The sequence below is a fragment of the Streptomyces sp. NPDC089799 genome, from assembly GCF_040684755.1.
Taxonomy (GTDB): Bacteria; Actinomycetota; Actinomycetes; order Streptomycetales; family Streptomycetaceae; genus Streptomyces.
This window is the reverse complement of record NZ_JBFBGR010000031.1, coordinates 75,209-93,790: the sequence shown is the minus strand read 5'-3', so window position 1 is coordinate 93,790 and position 18,582 is coordinate 75,209. Positions and strand designations below refer to the sequence as shown.

Annotated in this window: 16 protein-coding genes; 10 read left to right on the top strand and 6 right to left on the bottom strand. The window is 73.4% G+C overall.

Translation table 11 applies throughout. The annotated features are described in order from the left end of the window. Positions 1 to 84: 84 nt before the first annotated feature. On the bottom strand, positions 85 to 774 hold the full coding sequence (locus AB0O36_RS28445; RefSeq protein ID WP_365115122.1) for a GNAT family protein: 690 nt from the start codon (positions 772 to 774) through the stop codon (positions 85 to 87). A 140-nt stretch (positions 775 to 914) separates the two neighbouring features. Between AB0O36_RS28445 and AB0O36_RS28440 the strand changes: the two genes are divergently transcribed. The 6 genes from AB0O36_RS28440 to AB0O36_RS28415 all read left to right on the top strand — a co-directional run bounded on the left by AB0O36_RS28440 (position 915) and on the right by AB0O36_RS28415 (position 6,566). Beyond that, entirely contained in the window at positions 915 to 1,715 is an 801-nt protein-coding gene (locus tag AB0O36_RS28440) for an alpha/beta fold hydrolase (protein WP_365115121.1), read from the top strand. Positions 1,716 to 1,861: 146 nt separating this feature from the next. Further along, entirely contained in the window at positions 1,862 to 3,109 is a 1,248-nt protein-coding gene (locus tag AB0O36_RS28435) for an MFS transporter (protein ID WP_365115119.1), read from the top strand. 68 nt (positions 3,110 to 3,177) lie between these two features. Next, a complete protein-coding gene (locus tag AB0O36_RS28430) occupies positions 3,178 to 3,588 on the top strand; it encodes a VOC family protein (protein ID WP_365115117.1) in 411 nt (136 codons plus the stop codon). 95 nt (positions 3,589 to 3,683) lie between these two features. Next, complete coding sequence (locus tag AB0O36_RS28425; RefSeq protein WP_365115116.1) at positions 3,684 to 4,235, top strand: hypothetical protein; 552 nt, start codon at positions 3,684 to 3,686, stop codon at positions 4,233 to 4,235. After that, the gene (locus AB0O36_RS28420; RefSeq protein WP_365115115.1) at positions 4,232 to 4,993 is read left to right on the top strand and encodes a (2Fe-2S)-binding protein; all 762 of its coding nucleotides are present in this window, start codon (positions 4,232 to 4,234) and stop codon (positions 4,991 to 4,993) included. Before AB0O36_RS28425 ends, AB0O36_RS28420 begins: the two co-directional genes overlap by 4 nt. Positions 4,994 to 5,132: 139 nt before the next feature. After that, the gene (locus tag AB0O36_RS28415; RefSeq protein ID WP_365115113.1) at positions 5,133 to 6,566 is read left to right on the top strand and encodes an alpha/beta fold hydrolase; all 1,434 of its coding nucleotides are present in this window, start codon (positions 5,133 to 5,135) and stop codon (positions 6,564 to 6,566) included. An 11-nt stretch (positions 6,567 to 6,577) separates the two neighbouring features. Here the strand turns inward: AB0O36_RS28415 and AB0O36_RS28410 are convergent, their stop codons facing one another. Together AB0O36_RS28410 and AB0O36_RS28405 are read right to left on the bottom strand one after the other, a co-directional pair. Next, on the bottom strand, positions 6,578 to 8,329 hold the full coding sequence (locus AB0O36_RS28410) for a S8 family serine peptidase (RefSeq protein WP_365115136.1): 1,752 nt from the start codon (positions 8,327 to 8,329) through the stop codon (positions 6,578 to 6,580). Between the two features lie 531 nt (positions 8,330 to 8,860). Beyond that, entirely contained in the window at positions 8,861 to 10,222 is a 1,362-nt protein-coding gene (locus AB0O36_RS28405; protein WP_365115112.1) for a cation:dicarboxylase symporter family transporter, read from the bottom strand. A gap of 136 nt (positions 10,223 to 10,358) precedes the next feature. On the opposite strand from AB0O36_RS28405, the gene AB0O36_RS28400 reads away from it, so the two are divergent. Together AB0O36_RS28400 and AB0O36_RS28395 are read left to right on the top strand one after the other, a co-directional pair. Continuing rightward, the gene (locus AB0O36_RS28400; RefSeq protein ID WP_365115111.1) at positions 10,359 to 12,134 is read left to right on the top strand and encodes a sensor histidine kinase; all 1,776 of its coding nucleotides are present in this window, start codon (positions 10,359 to 10,361) and stop codon (positions 12,132 to 12,134) included. A 122-nt stretch (positions 12,135 to 12,256) separates the two neighbouring features. Beyond that, positions 12,257 to 12,970 (top strand): response regulator, encoded by a 714-nt coding sequence (locus tag AB0O36_RS28395; RefSeq protein ID WP_365115134.1) that lies wholly within the window; start codon positions 12,257 to 12,259, stop codon positions 12,968 to 12,970. Here AB0O36_RS28395 and AB0O36_RS28390 read toward each other — a convergent pair. Next, complete coding sequence (locus tag AB0O36_RS28390) at positions 12,928 to 13,773, bottom strand: tyrosinase family protein (protein ID WP_365115109.1); 846 nt, start codon at positions 13,771 to 13,773, stop codon at positions 12,928 to 12,930. The genes AB0O36_RS28395 and AB0O36_RS28390 overlap by 43 nt on opposite strands. Next, positions 13,770 to 14,189 carry a tyrosinase family oxidase copper chaperone gene (locus AB0O36_RS28385; RefSeq protein WP_365115108.1) on the bottom strand — a complete coding sequence of 140 codons (420 nt, stop codon included), beginning with the start codon at positions 14,187 to 14,189 and terminating at the stop codon, positions 13,770 to 13,772. Before AB0O36_RS28385 ends, AB0O36_RS28390 begins: the two co-directional genes overlap by 4 nt. A gap of 248 nt (positions 14,190 to 14,437) precedes the next feature. Between AB0O36_RS28385 and AB0O36_RS28380 the strand changes: the two genes are divergently transcribed. Both AB0O36_RS28380 and AB0O36_RS28375 read left to right on the top strand, forming a co-directional pair. Next, a complete protein-coding gene (locus AB0O36_RS28380) occupies positions 14,438 to 15,826 on the top strand; it encodes a glutamate decarboxylase (protein ID WP_365115106.1) in 1,389 nt (462 codons plus the stop codon). A gap of 224 nt (positions 15,827 to 16,050) precedes the next feature. After that, positions 16,051 to 16,659 carry a hypothetical protein gene (locus AB0O36_RS28375; protein ID WP_365115105.1) on the top strand — a complete coding sequence of 203 codons (609 nt, stop codon included), beginning with the start codon at positions 16,051 to 16,053 and terminating at the stop codon, positions 16,657 to 16,659. A gap of 104 nt (positions 16,660 to 16,763) precedes the next feature. Here AB0O36_RS28375 and AB0O36_RS28370 read toward each other — a convergent pair whose 3' ends face one another. Next, entirely contained in the window at positions 16,764 to 18,566 is a 1,803-nt protein-coding gene (locus AB0O36_RS28370; RefSeq protein ID WP_365115103.1) for a sigma-70 family RNA polymerase sigma factor, read from the bottom strand. Positions 18,567 to 18,582 lie beyond the last annotated feature (16 nt).

Here is an 18,582-nt window from a genome sequence, read left to right as displayed (position 1 = left end):
TCCGGGGGGGGGGGGGGCGCCGGGGGGGGGGGGGGGGGGGGGGGGCCCCCCCCCCCCCCCCCGCCGCCGTGTGCTGCAGGACCGTTACGCCGGAACCAGCGTCTTGCGGCGGCGCCGACGGGCCGGGGCCCGGGCGGCGAGCCGCAGCTCGATGATCGACCGTACGGCCGGCCACTCCTCGTCGAGGATCGAGTAGAAGGCCGTACTGCGCACCATGCCGTCCAGCCCCCGTGAATGGGCCCGGCGGACCCCTTCGGAGGTGAAGCCGAGCCGTTCCATGGCGGCCCGGGAGCGGATGTTCCGGGCGTCCGCGCGCAGCGAGATCCGCCGGACGCCCCAGGTTTCGAAGGCGTGGCGAAGCATGAGCAGCTTCGCCTCGGTGTTGATGCCCGTTCCCTGGGCACCCGGCGCCAGCCAGGTATTGCCGATCTCGGCGGCGTCCGGCACCGCCGTCATCGGATCGCCGTAGGGGATCCCGGGGACGGAGGGCCACACCAGCGGACCCTGCCAGTAGTCGAGTTCCAGGAAGCGGGTCGAACCGACCACCACGCCGTCAGTGGCTCTGACGACGGCGAACGGAAGCGATCGGCCCGCGGCCTGATCGGAGAGGGCACGCTGAATGTACGAGTGGGCCGCCTCCAGACCGTGGGGTACCGGAGTGAAGGCGTAAGTCGTACGATCCTCGGCCCCGGCGAGGGCCAGGGCCTCAGCGTGGTGGGGGGCGAGGGGCTCGAGCCGCGTGGTGCGGCCGGCGAGGAGTACGGGTACGGGCACGGAGCCTTCGGTCCTTCGAATGATGGGTGGTGGAACATCTTGCGCTGCTGACAGCCCTCCCCGAGGAAAACGGGGATGAAAGGGAATCGGCGGTCAGGTGAACGCGCGAGTGGCTCAATGTATCCGTTTACCTTGATCCCATGAACCCCCTTGCTGCGAACGGCACAACACTCTTTTTCGAGGAACACGGCCCGGAGGCCGGTCCGCCCGTACTGATGGTTCACGGACACCCCTTCGATCGCACCCTGTGGGGCGCCCAGACGGCCGCACTGGCGGCTTCCGGATACCGGGTGATCGCCCCTGACCTGCGCGGATACGGGCGGAGCGGGGTTGTGTCGGGAGTCACCCCGTTCGATGTGTTCGCGGACGACCTGATCGCCGTGCTCGACCACCTCGACGTGGGGTGCGCGGTCGTGTGCGGCGTGTCGATGGGCGGGCAGATCGCCATGGAACTGCTGCGGAGCCACCCGGGCAGGGTGCGCGGCCTGGTGCTCTCCGACACCTCGCCCGACCCGGAGACCGAGGAGGGCAGGAAGTTCCGCCGTGAGACCGCCGAACGCCTGATCGCCGAGGGCATGGGCCCGTACGCCGACGAGGTGATCGACAAGATGCTCGCGCCGTACAACGTCACGGCCAAGCCGGAGGCCGCCGCGCTGGTGGACGGCCTGATGCGCGGCACCGATCCGCAGGGGGCCGCGGCCGCGCTGCGGGGCCGCGCCGAGCGGCCCGACTACCGGCCGGTGCTCGCCGCCTGCCGGGTGCCCTGCCTGGTGGTGGTCGGCGCCGACGACGTCTACACCCCGGTCGCGGAGGCGGAGGGGCTGCACGCGCTGGTTCCCGGCTCCCGCCTGGTGGTGATCGAGAACGCCGGGCACCTGCCCGGGGTGGAGCAGCCGGAGGCGTTCAACCGGGCGCTGCTGGAGTTCCTGGGAGGTCTCTGACCGCGCGCCGGAGTCGCCGACCGGCCCACCGGCCCCTTGGGCCGGTGGGTGCACCGGCCCATCGGCCTGACAGGCCTGAATGGCCCATCCCTGTGGCAGGGGAATGGACCTACTGAACAGGCCATTCCCTTGATGGGATCAAGGGTGTGACGACCCGATTCCTGCCCCCGCCCGGAGCGCCGCGCCGCCTGGCCGCCGCGCAGTTGGCCAATTCCGTCGGTGACGGTGCGTACTACGTGTGTTCGGTGCTGTATTTCACCCGGGTGGTCGGTCTCCCGGCCGCTCAGATCGGCCTGGGGCTGACCGTCGCCTGGGCCGTCGGCTCGGTGGCGGGCGTCCCGCTGGGCGCCCTCGCCGACCGCCGCGGCCCGCGCGGCACCTCCGCGCTGCTGGCCCTGGCCACCGCCGCGAGCGTTGCCTCCTTCCTGCTGATCGACTCCTTCCTGCTCTTCCTGCCGGCCGCCTGCGGCTACGCGACCGCCCAGTGCGGGCTCTCCGCGGCCCGGCAGGCCCTGCTCGCCGGGCTGGTGGGCGCGGAGGAGCGCACCCGGGTGCTGGCGTTCCTCCAGGCCGTGCTCAACGGGGGACTGGCGCTCGGGGCGGCGGCCGGCGGACTGGCCATCGCCGCGGACACCGCCACCGCCTACCGGCTGGTGTTCGCCCTGGACGCGCTGGGCTTCCTGATCTGCGCCGTGGTCCTGCTGCGCCTCCCGGCGGTGACCCCGGTCCCCGCACCGGCCGGCGGGGAGCCCCGACTGGCCGTACTGCGCGACCGGCCGTACGCGGTGGTCACCTTCCTCAATGCGGTACTGCTGCTCCGGATGCCGCTGCTCAGCCTGGCCCTGCCGCTGTGGATCACGGAGCGTACGCACGCGCCCGGCTGGCTGGTCTCGGCACTGTTCGTGCTCAACACCGCCGCGGTCATGCTCTTCCAGGTCCGGATGGCCCGGCCGGTGTCGGACCTGGAGACCGCCGGCGCGGCCGTGCGTTCCTCCGGGCGGATCATGGCTGCCTGCTGCGCGGTGTTCGCGCTGTCGGCGCTGCCCGGCGCCTGGTGGGCCGCCGGGGCGCTGCTGGTGCTGGGCGCCGTACTCCAGGTGGCCGGGGAGATGCGGCAGTCGGCGGGTTCCTGGCAGATCGGCTTCGCGCTGGCCCCGGCCGGCCGGACCGGCCAGTACCAGGGCTTCTTCGGCACGGGTGTGCCGGTGGCCCGCACCCTGGGCCCGCTGCTGCTGACCTCGCTGCTGCTGCTCTGGGGCATCCCGGGGTGGCTGCTGCTGGGCGGGCTGTTCACGGCCGCCTCGTACGCCATGGGGCCCGCGGTCGGATGGGCGTCCCGCCGAACGGCGGCGGAGACCGCTGCCCCGGGCGCGCCCGCTGTAGTGTCGGGATGACCGGGAACCCGCAGACCGGAAGAACGGACACCGGAGCCCGGGAACGGACGACGGCGAGGAGGCCGTGGATGCTGCGCGGAGTCGCGACGATCAGCTTCTGGGCGGAGGACCTGGCGGCCGCCACCCGCTGGTACACCGAACTGCTCGGATTCGGCCCCTGCTTCGAGCGGCCCGGGTACGCCGAGTTCCGGATCGGCGACCACCAGCAGGAACTCGGCGTCATCGACGCGAAGTTCGCGCCCCCGGGCGCGGCCGGGGCTCCGGGCGGCGCCGTCCTGTACTGGCACGTGGACGATCTGGAGGCCACCCGCCGGCGGCTGCTGGACCTGGGGGCCGCCGAGTACCAGCCGGTGGTCGACCGCGGCTCCGGCTTCGTCACCGCGGCGGTGACCGATCCCTTCGGCAACGTCCTCGGCATCATGAGCAATCCGCACTACCTCGACATGCTGGGCCCCGACCTCCCGGACGAGCCGGCGTAACGGCCCGCGGCCTCCGCGCGCACCCCGGCCTCCGCGCGCACCCCGGCCTCGATCCGGCGGAACTTCGCGGCCCGACCGCCTGACATCATGCGTGCATGAACATTTCGGCGGAGCTGGTCCGCTTCGCGGCCACGGGGCGCCTCGACGTGTTCGAGGTGGGCGTCCACCTGCACGACGTGGTCGCGGTCCACGGGGAGCCGCACTACGGGCAGCGGATCGGCGCCGACCGCTGGCCCCACCGCTTCGGCTACGGCGACCTGGACGCGGCCTGGTGCCGCTGCCGGCGGCTCTGGTCCCTGACGGTTCCGACGTGGCGGGACGAACCGGAGGTCCCGGGGCCCGGTCCCGGGGAGACCTCCCTCCTTCCGGTGCCGGTAACCGAGTCCGGGCTGACGGCCGCCCTCACGGCGGCGGGAGTGGCCTTCGAGACCGAGTACCGCGCATCGCTGCCGGACCAGCGGTCCCTGGTCACCCGGCCCGCCCCGGACCGCAGCGTGTACTTCCTGTTCACGGGCCGGCTCCACCCGGAGGACGAACTCGCCCGGGACTGGCCGCTGCACTCCTTCGGCACCGGCGGATCCGACCACGCGGAATGCCCCGAGCCGGACCGCTCCCTCCCCGACGACGGATACGGACTCGACACATGACGGACGCCCGCCCGGAGCCGGGGACGCAGGACATGCAGGACGTGCACGGCCCGGACGACACGGATGGCACCGACGGCATGGATCGGGCCCTGGTCCGGCTCGCCGACGTCGGCGGGTTCTTCGCCGTGCGGTGCGGCGGCGAACCGGCCGGCGGTGGCTTCCGCACACTGGCCGCGCTGTACGCGGGCGGACCCGTCCTGGAGGAGTACGTCGCCGAGGTCGGTCGACGGATGGGCGGGGCCGACGACCGGGTCGCCGCGTCCACGCTGCAGTTCGGGCTGGCCGCCCGGATGTGGTCGATCGGACTGGGCGCGTACGTCCTGACCGGCCGGGTGCCCGACCTGGATCCGGACCGGGTGTGGTGGCGGCTGCCCGACGGGCAGTCCGTGGAACTGTGGCTGCCCGCGCCCGCCGCCCGGCCCGGTGCGGAGGTCGGCGGGACCGTACTCGCCCACCTGGCGGGCCTCCAGGAAACGCTCCGCCGCCGCTACGGCGTCTCGCCGCAGACCCTGCGGGGCAACTCCGCCTCCGGGCTGGTCGGGGCGCTGCGCGAACTGGTCAACCGCCTCCCGGACGCAGGCCCCGTGGCCGCACCCGTGGTCACCGCCCTGCTGGACGACACCGGTCCCCTCGCCGGCACCGGCACCTTCGTCTACGAGGAGGGCCTCGGCGCCGCCTTCGTACGCCGCAGCTGCTGCCTCTACTACCGGGCCCCGGGCGGCGGCCTCTGCGGGGACTGCGTCCTGCGCACCCGCTGACCCGCTGCCGCTCACCGACCGCCCGCTGAGCGACCGCCCGCTGACCGCCCGCCCGCCGCCGTCGTGCCGTGGGCCGAACGGGGCAGCGGCCGGTGTCGCAGCCGCCGCCCGGCCGACCGGCCGCCTACGGTTCCGCAGCATGGGCAACACCCCCGGGTCCGACCGTCCGTCCTCCGCCGTCAGCCGCCGCGGCGCGCTCGCCGGGCTTGCCGCGGGCGTGGGCGCGCTCGCCCTCGGCATGCCCCAGGCCATGGCCGCCGGCCCCGGCGGGGCCCCGCACGCCCGGGCGGAGGAAGGACCGGCGCCGGGTGCCATGAAGCTCTTCGCGGATCCCGGCTTCAACTTCGCCGGCCTCCTCGCGCTGGGCGCGGCCGGAATGCGGGCCTCGGAGGTCGGCGAGGTCCTCACCGCCGTCAACGCGGTCAACGCCGCGGGCCTGTCGGAGCAGAGCTACACCGACACCTTCAGGGAATGGGGCAAACGGCTCGGGGAGGCGCCCCCGGCCCCTGGGGGGAAGGGCGGGAAGCCCGCCCCGGAGACCGAGCGGTTCCGTGCCCTGCGCTCCTCCCAGTACTACGCGCAGGCGCTGTTCTACGTGCTGGGCACCAGTCGGCCCGCCGACGAGAAGGACGTGTACCTGGCCGCCCGCGGAGCCTGGGACACGTTCGCCGGACTGTGCCGGCCGGCCGCCGTCCGCGCGCAGGTCCCGTACGGCGTACACCGGCTGCCGGTGTGGTTCTTCCGGCCGGAAGGTCCGGAACGGCGGCGGCGCACGGTGATCCTCACCAACGGCAGTGACGGCCAGAACCTGGACATGTGGACGTACGGGGTGTCCGCCGCGCTCGACCGGGGCTGGAACGCGGTCGTCTACGACGGTCCGGGCCAGGGCGAGCTGCTGTTCGTCCACGAAGTGCCGTTCACCACCCGCTGGGAGCAGGTGGTGACGCCGGTCGTGGACTGGCTGGTGCGCCGCCCGGACGTCGACCCGGGCAGGATCGCCCTCACGGGCCTGAGCATGGGCGGCAACCTGGCCCCCAGGGCGGCGGCGTTCGAGCACCGGATCGCGGCAGTGGTCGCGGAGCCGGGCTGCCTCAGCCCCTGGCTGGGCTTCGATGCCGAACTGCGGGACATCGTCACCCCGGACAAGGCGGAGACCAACCGGGTGTGGAACGAGGACGTGGTCCCGGAGCTGACGCCCCAGCTCGCCTTCACCGTGAAGAAGCGGTTCGAGATCTTCTCGACGGAGGCCCTGCGGCAGGCCCGGGCGGGGAAGGTCCTCACGGACCTGTGGACTCCGGCCCAGGTCGCCATCGGGCTCGACATCACCGACGTCGTTCCGAGGATCAAGGCCCCGACGCTCGTCCTCGACTACGACGACGAGCAGTTCTACCCGGGACAGCCGCGGAAGATGTTCGACCTGCTCAGGGCCCCGAAGGAGTACTTCAGGTTCACCAGGGCCACCGGGGCGCAGTTGCACTGCTCCCCGATGGCCCCGCAGCAGCACTGCGAAGTGGTGTTCGACTGGCTGGAACGAACCCTTCGGGAACCCGCCCTTCAGGAACCAGCCGGTTAGGAACCAGCCCTCTAGAAGGTGAGGTTCCAGGCGTCGATCTTTCCGGTGTCGGCGTTGGCGTTGTCGTTCACACGGAGCTTCCAGGTGCCGTTCGCGACCTCCGCGGAGGCGTTGACGGTGTAGGTCTGGGCGATGTTGTCCGTGCCGCCGCCGCTGCGGTTGTGCAGGGTGTAGACGGTGCCGTCGGGGGCCACCAGGTCCACCTTCAGGTCACCGATGTAGGTGTGCTTGATGTCCACGCCCACCTTGAGGCCGGCCGGCGCGTTGCCGGTGACACCGCTGACCGTGATGGCGCTCTCCACGGTGGTGTTGTCGGCGATGGTGACGTCGGCCGTGTTCTCGAAGTACTTGCCGGGCGGCGGGGTGGAGCCGACCGCCTTCAGCGCGTCCACGCGGCCCTCGCCGAAGAAGCTGTTCTTCGCCGTGGTGCCGGTGCAGCGGTTGTCCGCCGGGCAGGCCAGGTCGGTGGCCTGCTCGCCGAGCTTCGCCCGGATGTCCGCCGGGGTGTAGCCCGGGTTGGCGCTGGCCAGCAGCGCGGCGACGCCCGCGACGTGCGGGGAGGCCATGGACGTGCCGCTCAGCGAGGCGTACTTGCCGCCGGGGGCGGTGCTGTAGACCGATTCGCCGGGCGCGGAGACCTCGATGACGTCCCGGCCGTAGTTGGAGAACGACGCCTTGGACGAGCCGTTGGTGCCGTTCGCCGCGACCGTGACGACGCCCGGCAGCTCGGCCGGGATGTCGAGGCAGTCGTTGGTGATGTTCCGGGTCACCGGCGTCGAGTCGTTGGGGCTCTCGGTGTCGGTGGTCTTGTTCGCCAGGTCGTAGTTGGCGTTGCCGGCCGCCGCGACCTGGAGCGAGCCCTTGCCCTCGGCGTAGGCCTGGGCGCGGCCCACGCCCTCCAGGATGGCGGCCTGGTCGAGGTTGTTCGGGCAGTTGAACTGCCACGGGTCCGTGTAATAGCTGTTGTTGGTGACCTTGAAGCCGTGGTCACCGGCCCACACCAGGCCGCAGACGGTGTTCTCCGCGAAGAACAGCGTGCTGCCCGGCTCGGCGATGCGCACCGAGGAGATCTTCACGCCCGGCGCGACGCCGATGGCGCCCTTGCCGTTCTTGGCGGCCGCGACCGTACCGGCCACGTGGGTGCCGTGGGTGTCCACGTCGCGCCAGGCACCGGCACGGGTGTCCGGCTTGCCGTAGGCGCAGGAGACGGAGTCCGCGGCGTTGAAGTTCGGCGCCAGGTCCTGGTGCTGGTCGTCCACACCGGTGTCCAGGATGCCGACCTTGACCGAGGCGGAACCGGGGTTGACCGCCCACGCCTGGTCGGCCTTGATCTGGGTCATGTCCGAGCGCACCGGCTCGGTGGACGGCGCGGCGGACTGGGCCGGGTTGGCCGGGAGCGCCGGGTTGTAGGCGTCGGCCGGGACGTCGGAGGTCCGGGTCGCGCCGACCTTCTGCACCCCGCTGACCCCGCGCATCGTCTGCGCGAAGGTGCCGGAGGCGGAATGCGCCACGATCACGCCGATGGCGTCGAAGGAGGAGAAGACCGTGCCGCCGTTGGAGGCGATCGCGGACCGCACCGCGGAGGTGTCCCCGGGGGCCGTGATCACCAGGTAGGCACGGGTGCCGGCGGCCCAGGTCGCACTCCTGGCGTTCGGCGAGGCGTTGTTCAGGGCGGCCCGGTTCTGCTGCTTCGCAGCGGCGGGCGCGCCGGACGGGGAGACGGGCGCCGTGTCCGCGAACGCGGCCGGAGCCGCGAACGTCATGGCGGCGCCGAACGCGGCCAGGGCCGCGAGGGTACGTCGGGGGCGACTGGATATGTGGGGTATCAATGCGTCCTCCGATGACCCGGCGGCGCTGGTGGCACGTACCGGGTCGTACGAAACGAGTGGTGGACGCAAGATTGCAGAGAGACACCCCGCGAGGGAAGTACCTTTCCCAGCACGTGCGTTCCGTACCGGATGGCCGAAAACCATCTGTTCCTGACGGGATCGGCCGGTGTGGCCGGGCCGGCCGGGCGGGGCGCCATGGGGGCGCGCCCGGCCCGGCCGGGAGGGTGGGCGCGCCGCCCCCGGGTGGGGGATCGGGGCGGCGCACCCGCCTCCGCGGGGCCGTGGTTCGGGTCGGCCGGCCGACCGCGGAGGAGCCGGGGGATCGGGGAGTCGCCGGGGGATCGGGGAGTCGTCGGGATGGGGAGCAGGCGAGCCGAGGAGCCCCCGGAGCCGGAGCCGGAGCCGGAGCCGGAGCCGGAGCCGGAGCCGGAACCGCAGCCCGGCCGCCGTACGGCGGCCCCGCTGTCAGGCCGGGACCGGGTCCTTGCCGTCCTCGGCCGTCTGGGCCGGCACGGCGGCGGGGGCGTCCGCCCCGTGGCCGTCGTCCAGCAGCGTCTTCTCGTCGAACGGCAGCCGTCCGGCGAGGACTTCGGTCGCCCGGGACCGGTCGAACTCCTTCGTCCAGGTCCCGATCAGCACGGTCGCGACCGCGTTGCCCGCGAAGTTGGTCAGCGCCCGCGCCTCGCTCATGAACCGGTCGATGCCCACGATCAGCCCGACCCCGTCGACGAGTTCGGGCCGGTGCGACTGCAGACCGCCCGCCAGCGTGGCCAGCCCCGCCCCGGTGACGCCCGCCGCGCCCTTCGAGGCGATCACCATGAACACCAGCAGCGAGACCTGCTCGCCCAGGGACAGCGGGTTGCCCATGGCTTCCGCGATGAAGAGGGACGCCATCGTCAGGTAGATGGCCGTGCCGTCCAGGTTGAAGGAGTAGCCCGTCGGCACCGTGATGCCGGTGACCGGCCTGGACACCCCCAGGTGCTCCATCTTCGCGATCAGCCGCGGCAGCGCCGACTCCGAGGAGGAGGTGGAGAGGATCAGCAGGAACTCCCGGCCCAGGTAGCGCAGCAGCCGGAAGATGCTCATCCGGGCGCACACCCGCAGCAGCGTGCCCAGCACCAGGAAGACGAAGACCGTACAGGTGGCGTAGAAGCCCAGCATGATCACCGCGAGGGACTTCAGCGCGTCCGTGCCGGTCGCACCCACCACCGCCGCCATCGCCCCGAACGCGCCCACCGGGGCCGCCCACATGATCATCGCCAGCACCCGGAAGACGAGCTTCTGCACGTGCCCGATGCCGCGCAGCACCGGCTCGCCCGCCGCTCCCATCGCCTGGAGAGCGAACCCGCACAGCAGGGCCACCAGCAGCGTCTGCAGCACCTCGCCCTCGGTGAAGGCCGACACCAGTGTCCTGGGGATGATCCCGAGCAGGAAGTCCGCGGTCGACTCGGCCCCGCCCGCCTTGGCCTGGGCCTCGCCCGCGCTGCGCACCGCGTCCGTGAGGTGCAGGCCGCTGCCCGGCTCCAGCAGGTTGCCGACCACCAGGCCGATGGCCAGCGCCACCGTGGACATCACCATGAAGTAGCCCAGGGCCAGCCCGCCCACCGCGCCGACCTTGGCCGCCTTGCGGACCGAACCGACCCCCAGCACGATCGTGCAGAAGATCACGGGCGAGATCATCATCTTGATCAGGTTCACGAAGCCGGTGCCCAGCGGCTTCAGCTCGACGGCGGTGCCGGGCGCGGCGAGGCCCGTCACGATGCCGAGCACCACCGCGGCGATCACCGCGATGTAGAGGTAGTGCGTTCTGTCCCGTCCGGCGGCCACGGTGCCTCCTGGTGTTGCGTGGTCGTGCCCCGCGCCGCTCCTGTCGGCGGACGCGTTCCGGGAGACCATGTCGCAGTCTGTGACCCCGGTCACCCTTGCGTTCATTGAGTTCACGGCACGGTGCACACTGAGCGCCATGTTCCGCATCCCCCGCCCGCGCAGCCTGGCCGGCCAGCTGTTCGCCATGCAGGTGGTGCTGGTCGCGGTCGTCGTCGCCGGCTGCGCCGTCTTCGCGTACGCCGGCGCCCGCCGGCAGGCCGAGGAGGCCGCCGAACGGCAGGCGGGCGCCGTCGCCCGCGCCGTCGCCGACTCGCCGTCGGTCCGGGACGCGGTCCGCGGACCCGACCCGTCCGCCGAGCTCCAGCCCTACGCCGACCGGGTCCGCACCGACTCCGGCGTGGACTTCGTCACGATCATGGCGCCGGACGGGCGGCGCTGGACCCATCCCGACCCGCGCCGGATCGGCGAGCGCTTCCTCGGCAACACCGGCCCGGCGCTGCGCGGCGAGACCTTCGGCGAGACGTACACCGGCACGCTCGGGCCCTCCATCCGGGTGGTCACCCCGCTGCGCGACGGTGACCGGATCACCGGGCTGGTCAGCGCGGGCATCACGGTCCGCGCGATCAGCGACCGGCTCGGCGGACAGCTCACCGCGCTCGGCTGGGTCGCCGGCGGGGCCCTCGCGCTCGGCGGCGCCGGCACCTACGTGGTCAACGCCCGGCTGCGCCGCCACACCCACGGGCTCAACGCCCGGGGGCTGAGCCGGATGTACGACTACCACCAGGCCGCGCTGCACGCCGTACGCGAGGGACTGCTGATGCTCGACGGGCAGCGCCGGATCTCCCTGGTCAACGACGCGGGCCGGGAACTGCTCGGGCTGCGCGGGGAGGCGGTGGGCGTGTCCGTCGCGGACCTCGGCCTGCCGGCCCCGCTGACCGGTGCCCTGCTCGCCGACCGGCCACGGGTGGACGAGGTCCACCTCACGGCCGACCGGGTGCTGGTCGTCAACAGCTCCCCGGTGGACGGGGGCGGCCGGCGCGGCACCGTGGTGACCCTGCGCGACCACACCGACCTGCAGGCGCTGACCGGCGAGCTGGACCACGAACGGGGCTTCACCAGCGCCCTGCGTTCCCAGGCCCACGAGGCGGCCAACCGGCTGCACACGGTGGTCTCGCTCATCGAACTGGGCCGTACCCAGGAGGCGGTGGAGTTCGCCACCGCCGAACTGGAGCTCGCCCAGGCCCTCACCGACCAGGTGCTGGGCGCCGTCGGGGAACCCGTGTTGGCGGCACTGCTGCTGGGCAAGGCCGCCCAGGCCCACGAGCACGGTGTCGAACTGGTGGTCACCCCGGAGAGCCGCAGCCTGCCGGCCGGTCCCGGCGGCCCCCCGGCCCGGGACCTGGTCACGGTGCTCGGGAACCTCATCGACAACGCGGTCGACGCGCTGACCGGAACCCCGGGCGGGCGGATCGCGGTGACGGCCCGCCGTGACGGCGACGGGCTGCTCCTCAAGGTCGCCGACAACGGCCCCGGACTGCCGGCCGGCGTGGACGTGTTCCGGCGCGGCTGGTCCGGCAAGGGGGAGGGGCGCGGACTGGGCCTGGCCCTGGTCCGGCAGGCCGCCCGGCGGCACGGCGGCTCGGTGGCGGTGGCCGAAGTCCCGGGCGGGGGCGCGGAGTTCACCGTACGCATACCACTGCGCGCGGCGGCCGGCCCGGCGGAGCGGCCGGACACGGCGGCCGGCGGTCCGGAGGGCACCCGGAGGGCAACGGAGGCACGGGACGTGCACCAGGCGCGGGAGGAACGGGACGTGCACGAGGCGTCGGAGGCGTGTGACACCCGCGAAACGCGTGAAACGCGCGAGGCGGGCCGGGCGGCCTCCGGTGCGCCCGGCGCGGGAGGCAGGCCATGACCCGGACGTTCCCGTCGGATCCGAAGGGCCCGACCGACCCGACCGACCCGACCGCCCCGACTGACCCGACTGACCCGTCGGATCCGACGGACCGGATCCACCCCCCGGCGCCGACGGACCCGATGGCGTCGGCGGCGCCGGTCGTGCGGGTGCTGGTCGTCGAGGACGACCCGGTCGCCGCCGACGCGCACGCGCTCTACGTCGGCCGGGTGCCCGGCTTCACCGTGGTCGGCACCGTGCACTCGCTGGCCGCGGCCACCCGGGTGCTGGACCGCACCCCGGTGGACCTCCTGCTGCTCGACCTGACCCTGCCCGACGGCCACGGACTCCGCTTCGCGCGCGGGCTGCGGGCCTCCGGCCACCCCGCCGACGTGATCGCGGTGACCTCCGCACGCGACCTCGCCGTGGTCCGCGAGAGCGTCTCGCTCGGCGTGGTGCAGTACGTGCTGAAGCCGTTCGCCTTCCCCACCCTGCGTGAACGGCTGCTCCGCTACGCCGAGTTCCGCGCGGCCGCGGCGGCCGGTGAGGCCGCCGGGCAGGACGACGTGGACCGGGCCCTCGCGGCCCTGCGCGCACCCCGCCCGGCCGCCCTCCCCAAGGGCCTGAGCGCACCCACCCTGGACCGGGTCTGCTCCCTGCTGCGCGCCGCCCCCGAGGGGCTGACCGCGGCGGGGGCCGCGGAAGAGGCCGGCATCTCGCGGATCACCGCCCGGCGCTACCTGGAGCACCTGGTGGACACCGGCCGCGCGGCCCGCGCACCCCGCTACGGCCAGGTGGGCCGCCCGGAACTGACCTACCGCTGGCTGGCGGAGGCCGGTTCGGTGTCGAACGTGTAGAACTTCCGGTGGTCCAGCATGTCCGCCGGGGTCACGTCGTTCCACGGGCGCATCGTGTCGTGCAGGTCGACCACGTTCGGCGTACCGGCGGCCGGCAGGTACGGCGACTGCGGGTGGCGCGCCTGCCATTCGGCCCAGAGCTTGTCGACGTAGGCGTGGTGCATCCAGAACACCGGGTCGTTGGGGGAGACGCCGGTGGCCATCTGGCCGCCGACCCAGACGTGCACCCGGTTGTGCAGGTTGGCTCCGCGCCAGCCCTCCAGATGGTTGCGGAACCCGTCGGAGGAGCTGTTCCAGGGCGCCCTGTCGTACTCGGCCATGCCGAGCACGTTCTCCACCTCGGCCCGGGTCGGCAGCTGGGCCACCCCGGTGCCGAGCGCCCGCCGGAGGTAGGGGCGGCCGTCGACGCGGACCGATATCTCCCACTTGCCGCCGGCGTACGCGAACGGCCCGTCCAGGACCTGGCCGTCGCGGGCCCGGCCGGTGCCGCCGAGGAAGTCGGCGGCCCACAGCGAGGAGCGGGAGGTCCGGTCGGCGGTCCAGTCCCAGTAGGGCAGGGTGACGGAGGCGTCCACCTTCTGCAGCTCCTGCTCGAACTCGATCAGGAAGCGGCGGTGCCAGGGGAGGAAGGAGGGGGAGCGGTGGCCGACCCGGTCGCCGGAGTCGGTGTCGCCCATGATGAAGCCGTTGTGGGTGGTGACGAAGCGGTCGTAGGCGCCGGTGCGCTTGAGCTCCAGCAGGGCGCCGGTGAAGGCCTTCTTCTCGGCGGCGGTCAGGGTCGCCTGGTTCTTGCGGACGGTCATGCCGCACCGCCGAACGGGACGAGGGCGGCGCCCTGGAGCTCGCGGACCGCGGCCCGGGCCAGCGCGTGCACGTCGGGGAAGGTCTCGTAGTGGTTGACGACGCTGATCCAGCTGCCGTCGGCGTTGCGCATCACGTGCAGTTCGCGCCCGTCGATCCGGACGGCCGGGGCGCCGGGCGGGGTGTGGCCGCCGTGGTGTCCGCCGTGTCCGCCGTGGCCCCCGCCGTCCGCGGGGGCGATCTGTATCCGCCGGCCGAGGTACACCTCGTCGACGGTGCCCGGCGCGGCCGCCGGGGCGGCGGCAGGGGACGGGGTGGTGCGCGCGGTGGTGACCGCGTGGGCCGTGGTCGCGAGTCCGAGGGCCGTGAGGGTGGCGGCCGAGGTGCTCAGCGCACGACGCCTGGTGATCTTGTTCATGACCACAAGGAGTACCAGCGCCGATACGGGGAGTAGTCGAGATCCGGACATCGGCGGATAAGTTGTGTGTTGAACACAATTGATGATCTTCCCGTCCGGACCGGCTCCAGTGGATCGAACGGGAAGATCTCAGTTCGAAAGCTTACTCGACAGAAAATTCTCCTGTGTGGGGAGGGTCGTGATGAGCGGGCTCACACCGCCGAGACGTCTTGAAGGTTCCCGTGCCGAACGTCCCATATAGTCCCGATATGGCACTTCATGAGATGAAGGACCCCCGTGACCTGGGCGCCGAAACGGACGTCTTCAGCTCCGCCCTGAGTGACCAGGTGCTCCCGAAGTACCGGATGCCGGACCTCCCTTCGATCCCCCGCGTCGTCCACCAGCTGCTCCGCAACGAGCTGCTCCTCGACGGCAACGCGGCACAGAACCTCGCGACCTTCTGCACCACGTGGTCGGACGACGAGGTCCACCGGCTGATGAACGAATGCCTCGACAAGAACATGATCGACAAGGACGAGTACCCGCAGACCGCCGAGATCGAGGCGCGCTGCGTGAACATCCTGGCCGATCTGTGGAACGCACCGGCCGGCGCCAGCGCCACCGGCTGCTCCACCACCGGCTCCAGCGAGGCGGCCATGCTCGGCGGACTCGCCCTCAAGTGGCGCTGGCGCGCCCGGCAGCAGGCGGCCGGACGCCCCGCCGACCGCCCCAACCTGGTCTGCGGCCCCGTCCAGATCTGCTGGGAGAAGTTCGCCCGCTACTTCGACGTGGAGCTCCGGCAGGTCCCGGTGGAGCCGGGCGCCACCGGCCTCCAGCCCCACCAGCTCGCCGAGTACGTCGACGAGAACACCATCGGCGTGGTGGCCATCCTCGGCATCACCTACACCTGCGACTACGAGCCGGTCGCCGAGATCGCCGCCGAACTCGACCGGATCCAGGCCGAGCACGGCTGGGACGTCCCCGTGCACGTCGACGCCGCCAGCGGCGGCTTCGTCGCGCCCTTCCTCCACCCCGACGTGGTGTGGGACTTCCGCCTGCCCCGCGTCGCCTCGGTCAACACCTCCGGCCACAAGTACGGGCTCGCCCCGCTGGGCGTCGGCTGGATCGTCTGGCGCACCGCCGACCTGCTGCCCGAGGAGCTCGTCTTCCGGGTCGACTACCTCGGCGGCAACATGCCGACCTTCGCGCTCAACTTCTCCCGCCCCGGCGGCGAGGTCATCGCCCAGTACTACCTGTTCCTCCGGCTGGGCCGGGAGGGCTACCGCCGGGTCCAGCAGACCTGCGCCGACACCGCCCGCTTCCTCGCCGGCAAGATCGCCGAGATGGGGCCGTTCACCCTGCTCTACGACGGCACCGGCGGCCTCCCCGCCGTCTCCTACGAGCTCGCCGACCCCGACGGCACCCCGTTCACCCTCTACGACCTCTCCGACCGGCTCCGGATGCGCGGCTGGCAGGTCCCGACGTACCCGCTGCCCGAGGGACGTCAGGACACCGTCATCCAGCGCGTGCTGATCCGGCACGGCGTGACCCTCGACCAGATCGCCCTGCTGACCGACGACATGCGCCGGGCCGTCGAGCACCTCACCGAGACGCCCCCGCCCCCGGTCGCCCACCCGAAGTCGGGCTTCCACCACTGAGCCGTGTCTTCCGGATCAGGCCGGGCCGTGCGACCTGATCCGCCGGACGGACCCCGGGCCGTCCGTACGGCACCCGGCCGTTACGCCCGGACCGGCCATCCGGGCGGGACGGCCGGGCCCGCGGCATGGCGGCCGTGGCGGGGTGCGGGCCACGGGGGATGCTGGGGCGGCCCCCGCGGCCAGGAGGCCGTCGTGCAGGAGGGGCCCGTGTGCAGGAGAGGTCCGTGAGCGATCCCAGCCCCCGAGTGAGCCCGAGGCCGTCCGCCGCCGTGGCGGGGGATGACGCTCCGTCTCCCGGCGTCATCGGGATCGGACTCGGCGCGGTGCTGACCTTCGCGCTCGCCTCGGGATCGTGGCAGTGGTTCGCCACCTTCATCGGCGTGACGCTCCTCGCCGTGATGTTCGCGTTCCAGAGGCGGGCCGAGTGGACTCCGCGCGTCCGGTCGCCGTACACGCGCGGCCTGGTCGCGTACGCGCTGGTCTGCGGCCTGTGCGCGGCGGTCGCCCTCGCACCCCTGCTGCAGCGCCGGGCCTGGCTGCTGCCGATGCCCGGAACGCGCCGCGACTGCGCGCTGCTGGGGCGGTACCAGGCCCTCCGGGCGGCGGCATCGCTGGGGGACGTGTCCGGCGGTGACGGCGCGGCCCTGGCGTTCGCGCAGGAGTCCCAGGCCCGCCAGGCCGTCGCCGAATGCCTCGCCTCGACGACGACCCTGTGGCTCCCGCTGTACGGATTGGCAGCCGCCGTCCTGGTCGGGACGGTCGCCTGGTTCCGCGACCGCTCCCGGGCCCGGGCCCGGGCCCTGACGGGTGCGGGGACGGGCCCGGTCGGATAGGCCGCCGCCGGCCGGGTTGCCTGACGGCGGGATGGAGGGCGGACGACGGCGATGCCGGCGGGGGCGGTGGCCGGGCCCGGGCGGCCCGGCCGGTGCTCCGCGTGCTACTGCCGGGCGCCGAAGTTCTGGGTCCACCAGGGGCCGCCCGAGCCCTTGTGGATGCCCACGCCGATGTCCTTGAAGGAGCAGTTGAGGATGTTGGCGCGGTGCCCGGAGCTGTTCATCCAGGAGTTCATCACCGACTCCGGGGTCTGCTGGCCGCGCGCGATGTTCTCGCCGTACGTCGACCAGCGGTAGCCGGACCGGGTGGTCCGGTCGCCGGGGTCGCTGCCGTCGGGGTTGGTGTGGTCGAAGAAGTTCCGGGCCGCCATGTCGTCGGAGTGCCGCTGGGCGGCGTCGCGGAGCCGGTCGTCCTCCTTGAGCGGTCCGCAGCCGGCCGCCGCCCGCTCCTTGTTGACCAGCGCCACGACCTGTGCCGCCAGGCCGGACGGGGCGGCGCCGCCGTTCGGCTTCACGGTGGAGGGGCCTGCGCTCGGCTTGGCGGAGCTCTTCGTCGGTGAGGGGCTCTTGGCCGGAGAGGCGCTCTTGGAGGCACCGGCGGAGGGCCGGGCCGACGCGGAGGCGGAGGCAGAAGCGGAAGCCGAAGCGGATGCGGATGCGGAGGACGTGGGCGAGGCCGGGGCGGCGGGGTCCGAGGCAGTCGGAACGCCGAGCGGGGACGCGGGCGCGCCCTGCACGATCCGGTCCGCGGCCTCGTCGTCGTCCGGGGACCCCAGGTACCAGAAGGCCCCGCCGGCCATGCAGGCAGCCACCACGGCCCCGCCGACGGCCCGGCGCCTGCGTGCGCCGGCGCGGGCCCTGCGCGCACCGGCGCGGAAGCCCTCGCCGCGGTGGCCCACGGTCGTGGCGGCGTCCGCCTCCCCGGAACCGCCGCGGGCCGCGTTCCCGCTGCCGTCCGCGGCGTACGGGGCTGCGGTGGTGGTGCCGCCCGCGGCCGTCGCGTCGTACGCACCGGGCGTGCCGGGGGTGCCGGCCGGTCCGCTCCATGCCGCCGGGAAGGTGGCCGTCGCCGCCGTGGCGGAGGTCGCGACGGCGGACCGTACGCCCGCCAGCAGGGCCGCCGAGACCGGGATCAGCGCCAGGCTGGCCAGCAGTCCCTCCGCCGGGACCAGGCCCGCCCACAGGCCCGAGCAGCGCATGCACTCCCGGGCGTGCCGGGCTATTCGCTTGCGCCACAGGGCGGAGGGCCGGCCGTCCCAGCCGGCCAGCACCGTCCGCAGGTCCTCGCAGGGCGGGACCGCGTCGAGCGCCCGGACCACCACCCGGGCCGCCTCCAGCTGCGCCTTCATCCGCTGGACGCGGACCGCGGCGTGCTGCGGGGTCAGTTCGAGGGCGGCGGCCACCTCGGCCCGGGTCAGCTCGCCGGCGCATTCCAGCCACCACAGGGACAGCAGCCCGCGGTCGTCGGGCTCCAGCCAGCGGGTGGCGCGGGCCGTCTCCTGGCGCTGCCCGGCCAGCTGCAGCCGGACCACGGTGAGGTCGACGAAGTCGGCCCCCGGATCGGCGAGTTCCTCGGCGGCGTCCAGACCGTAGGGGCCGGTCTGCCGGTCCTGCCAGTGGGCCCGTACACGGTTCATGGCGATGGCCACCAGCCAGGACCGGAAGCTCTCCGGGGAACGGAGTCCGCCCAGGCCGTCCAGCGCACGGAGCATGGTGTCCTGGACCACGTCGTCGACGTCCACGGACCCGCCCAGGGCCCGTCCGGCGATGTTGTAGACCAGCGGGAGGTGGGCGCTGACCAGGTCGTCCTGCGCCCGGGGGTCACCCTCGCGGGCCGCGACGACCAGTGCTGCGAACTCCGCCGATCCCGCCGGTCCCGCGGAACCCGCCGTGTGCCGTGTGCTCATGTGGAACTTCCCTGTC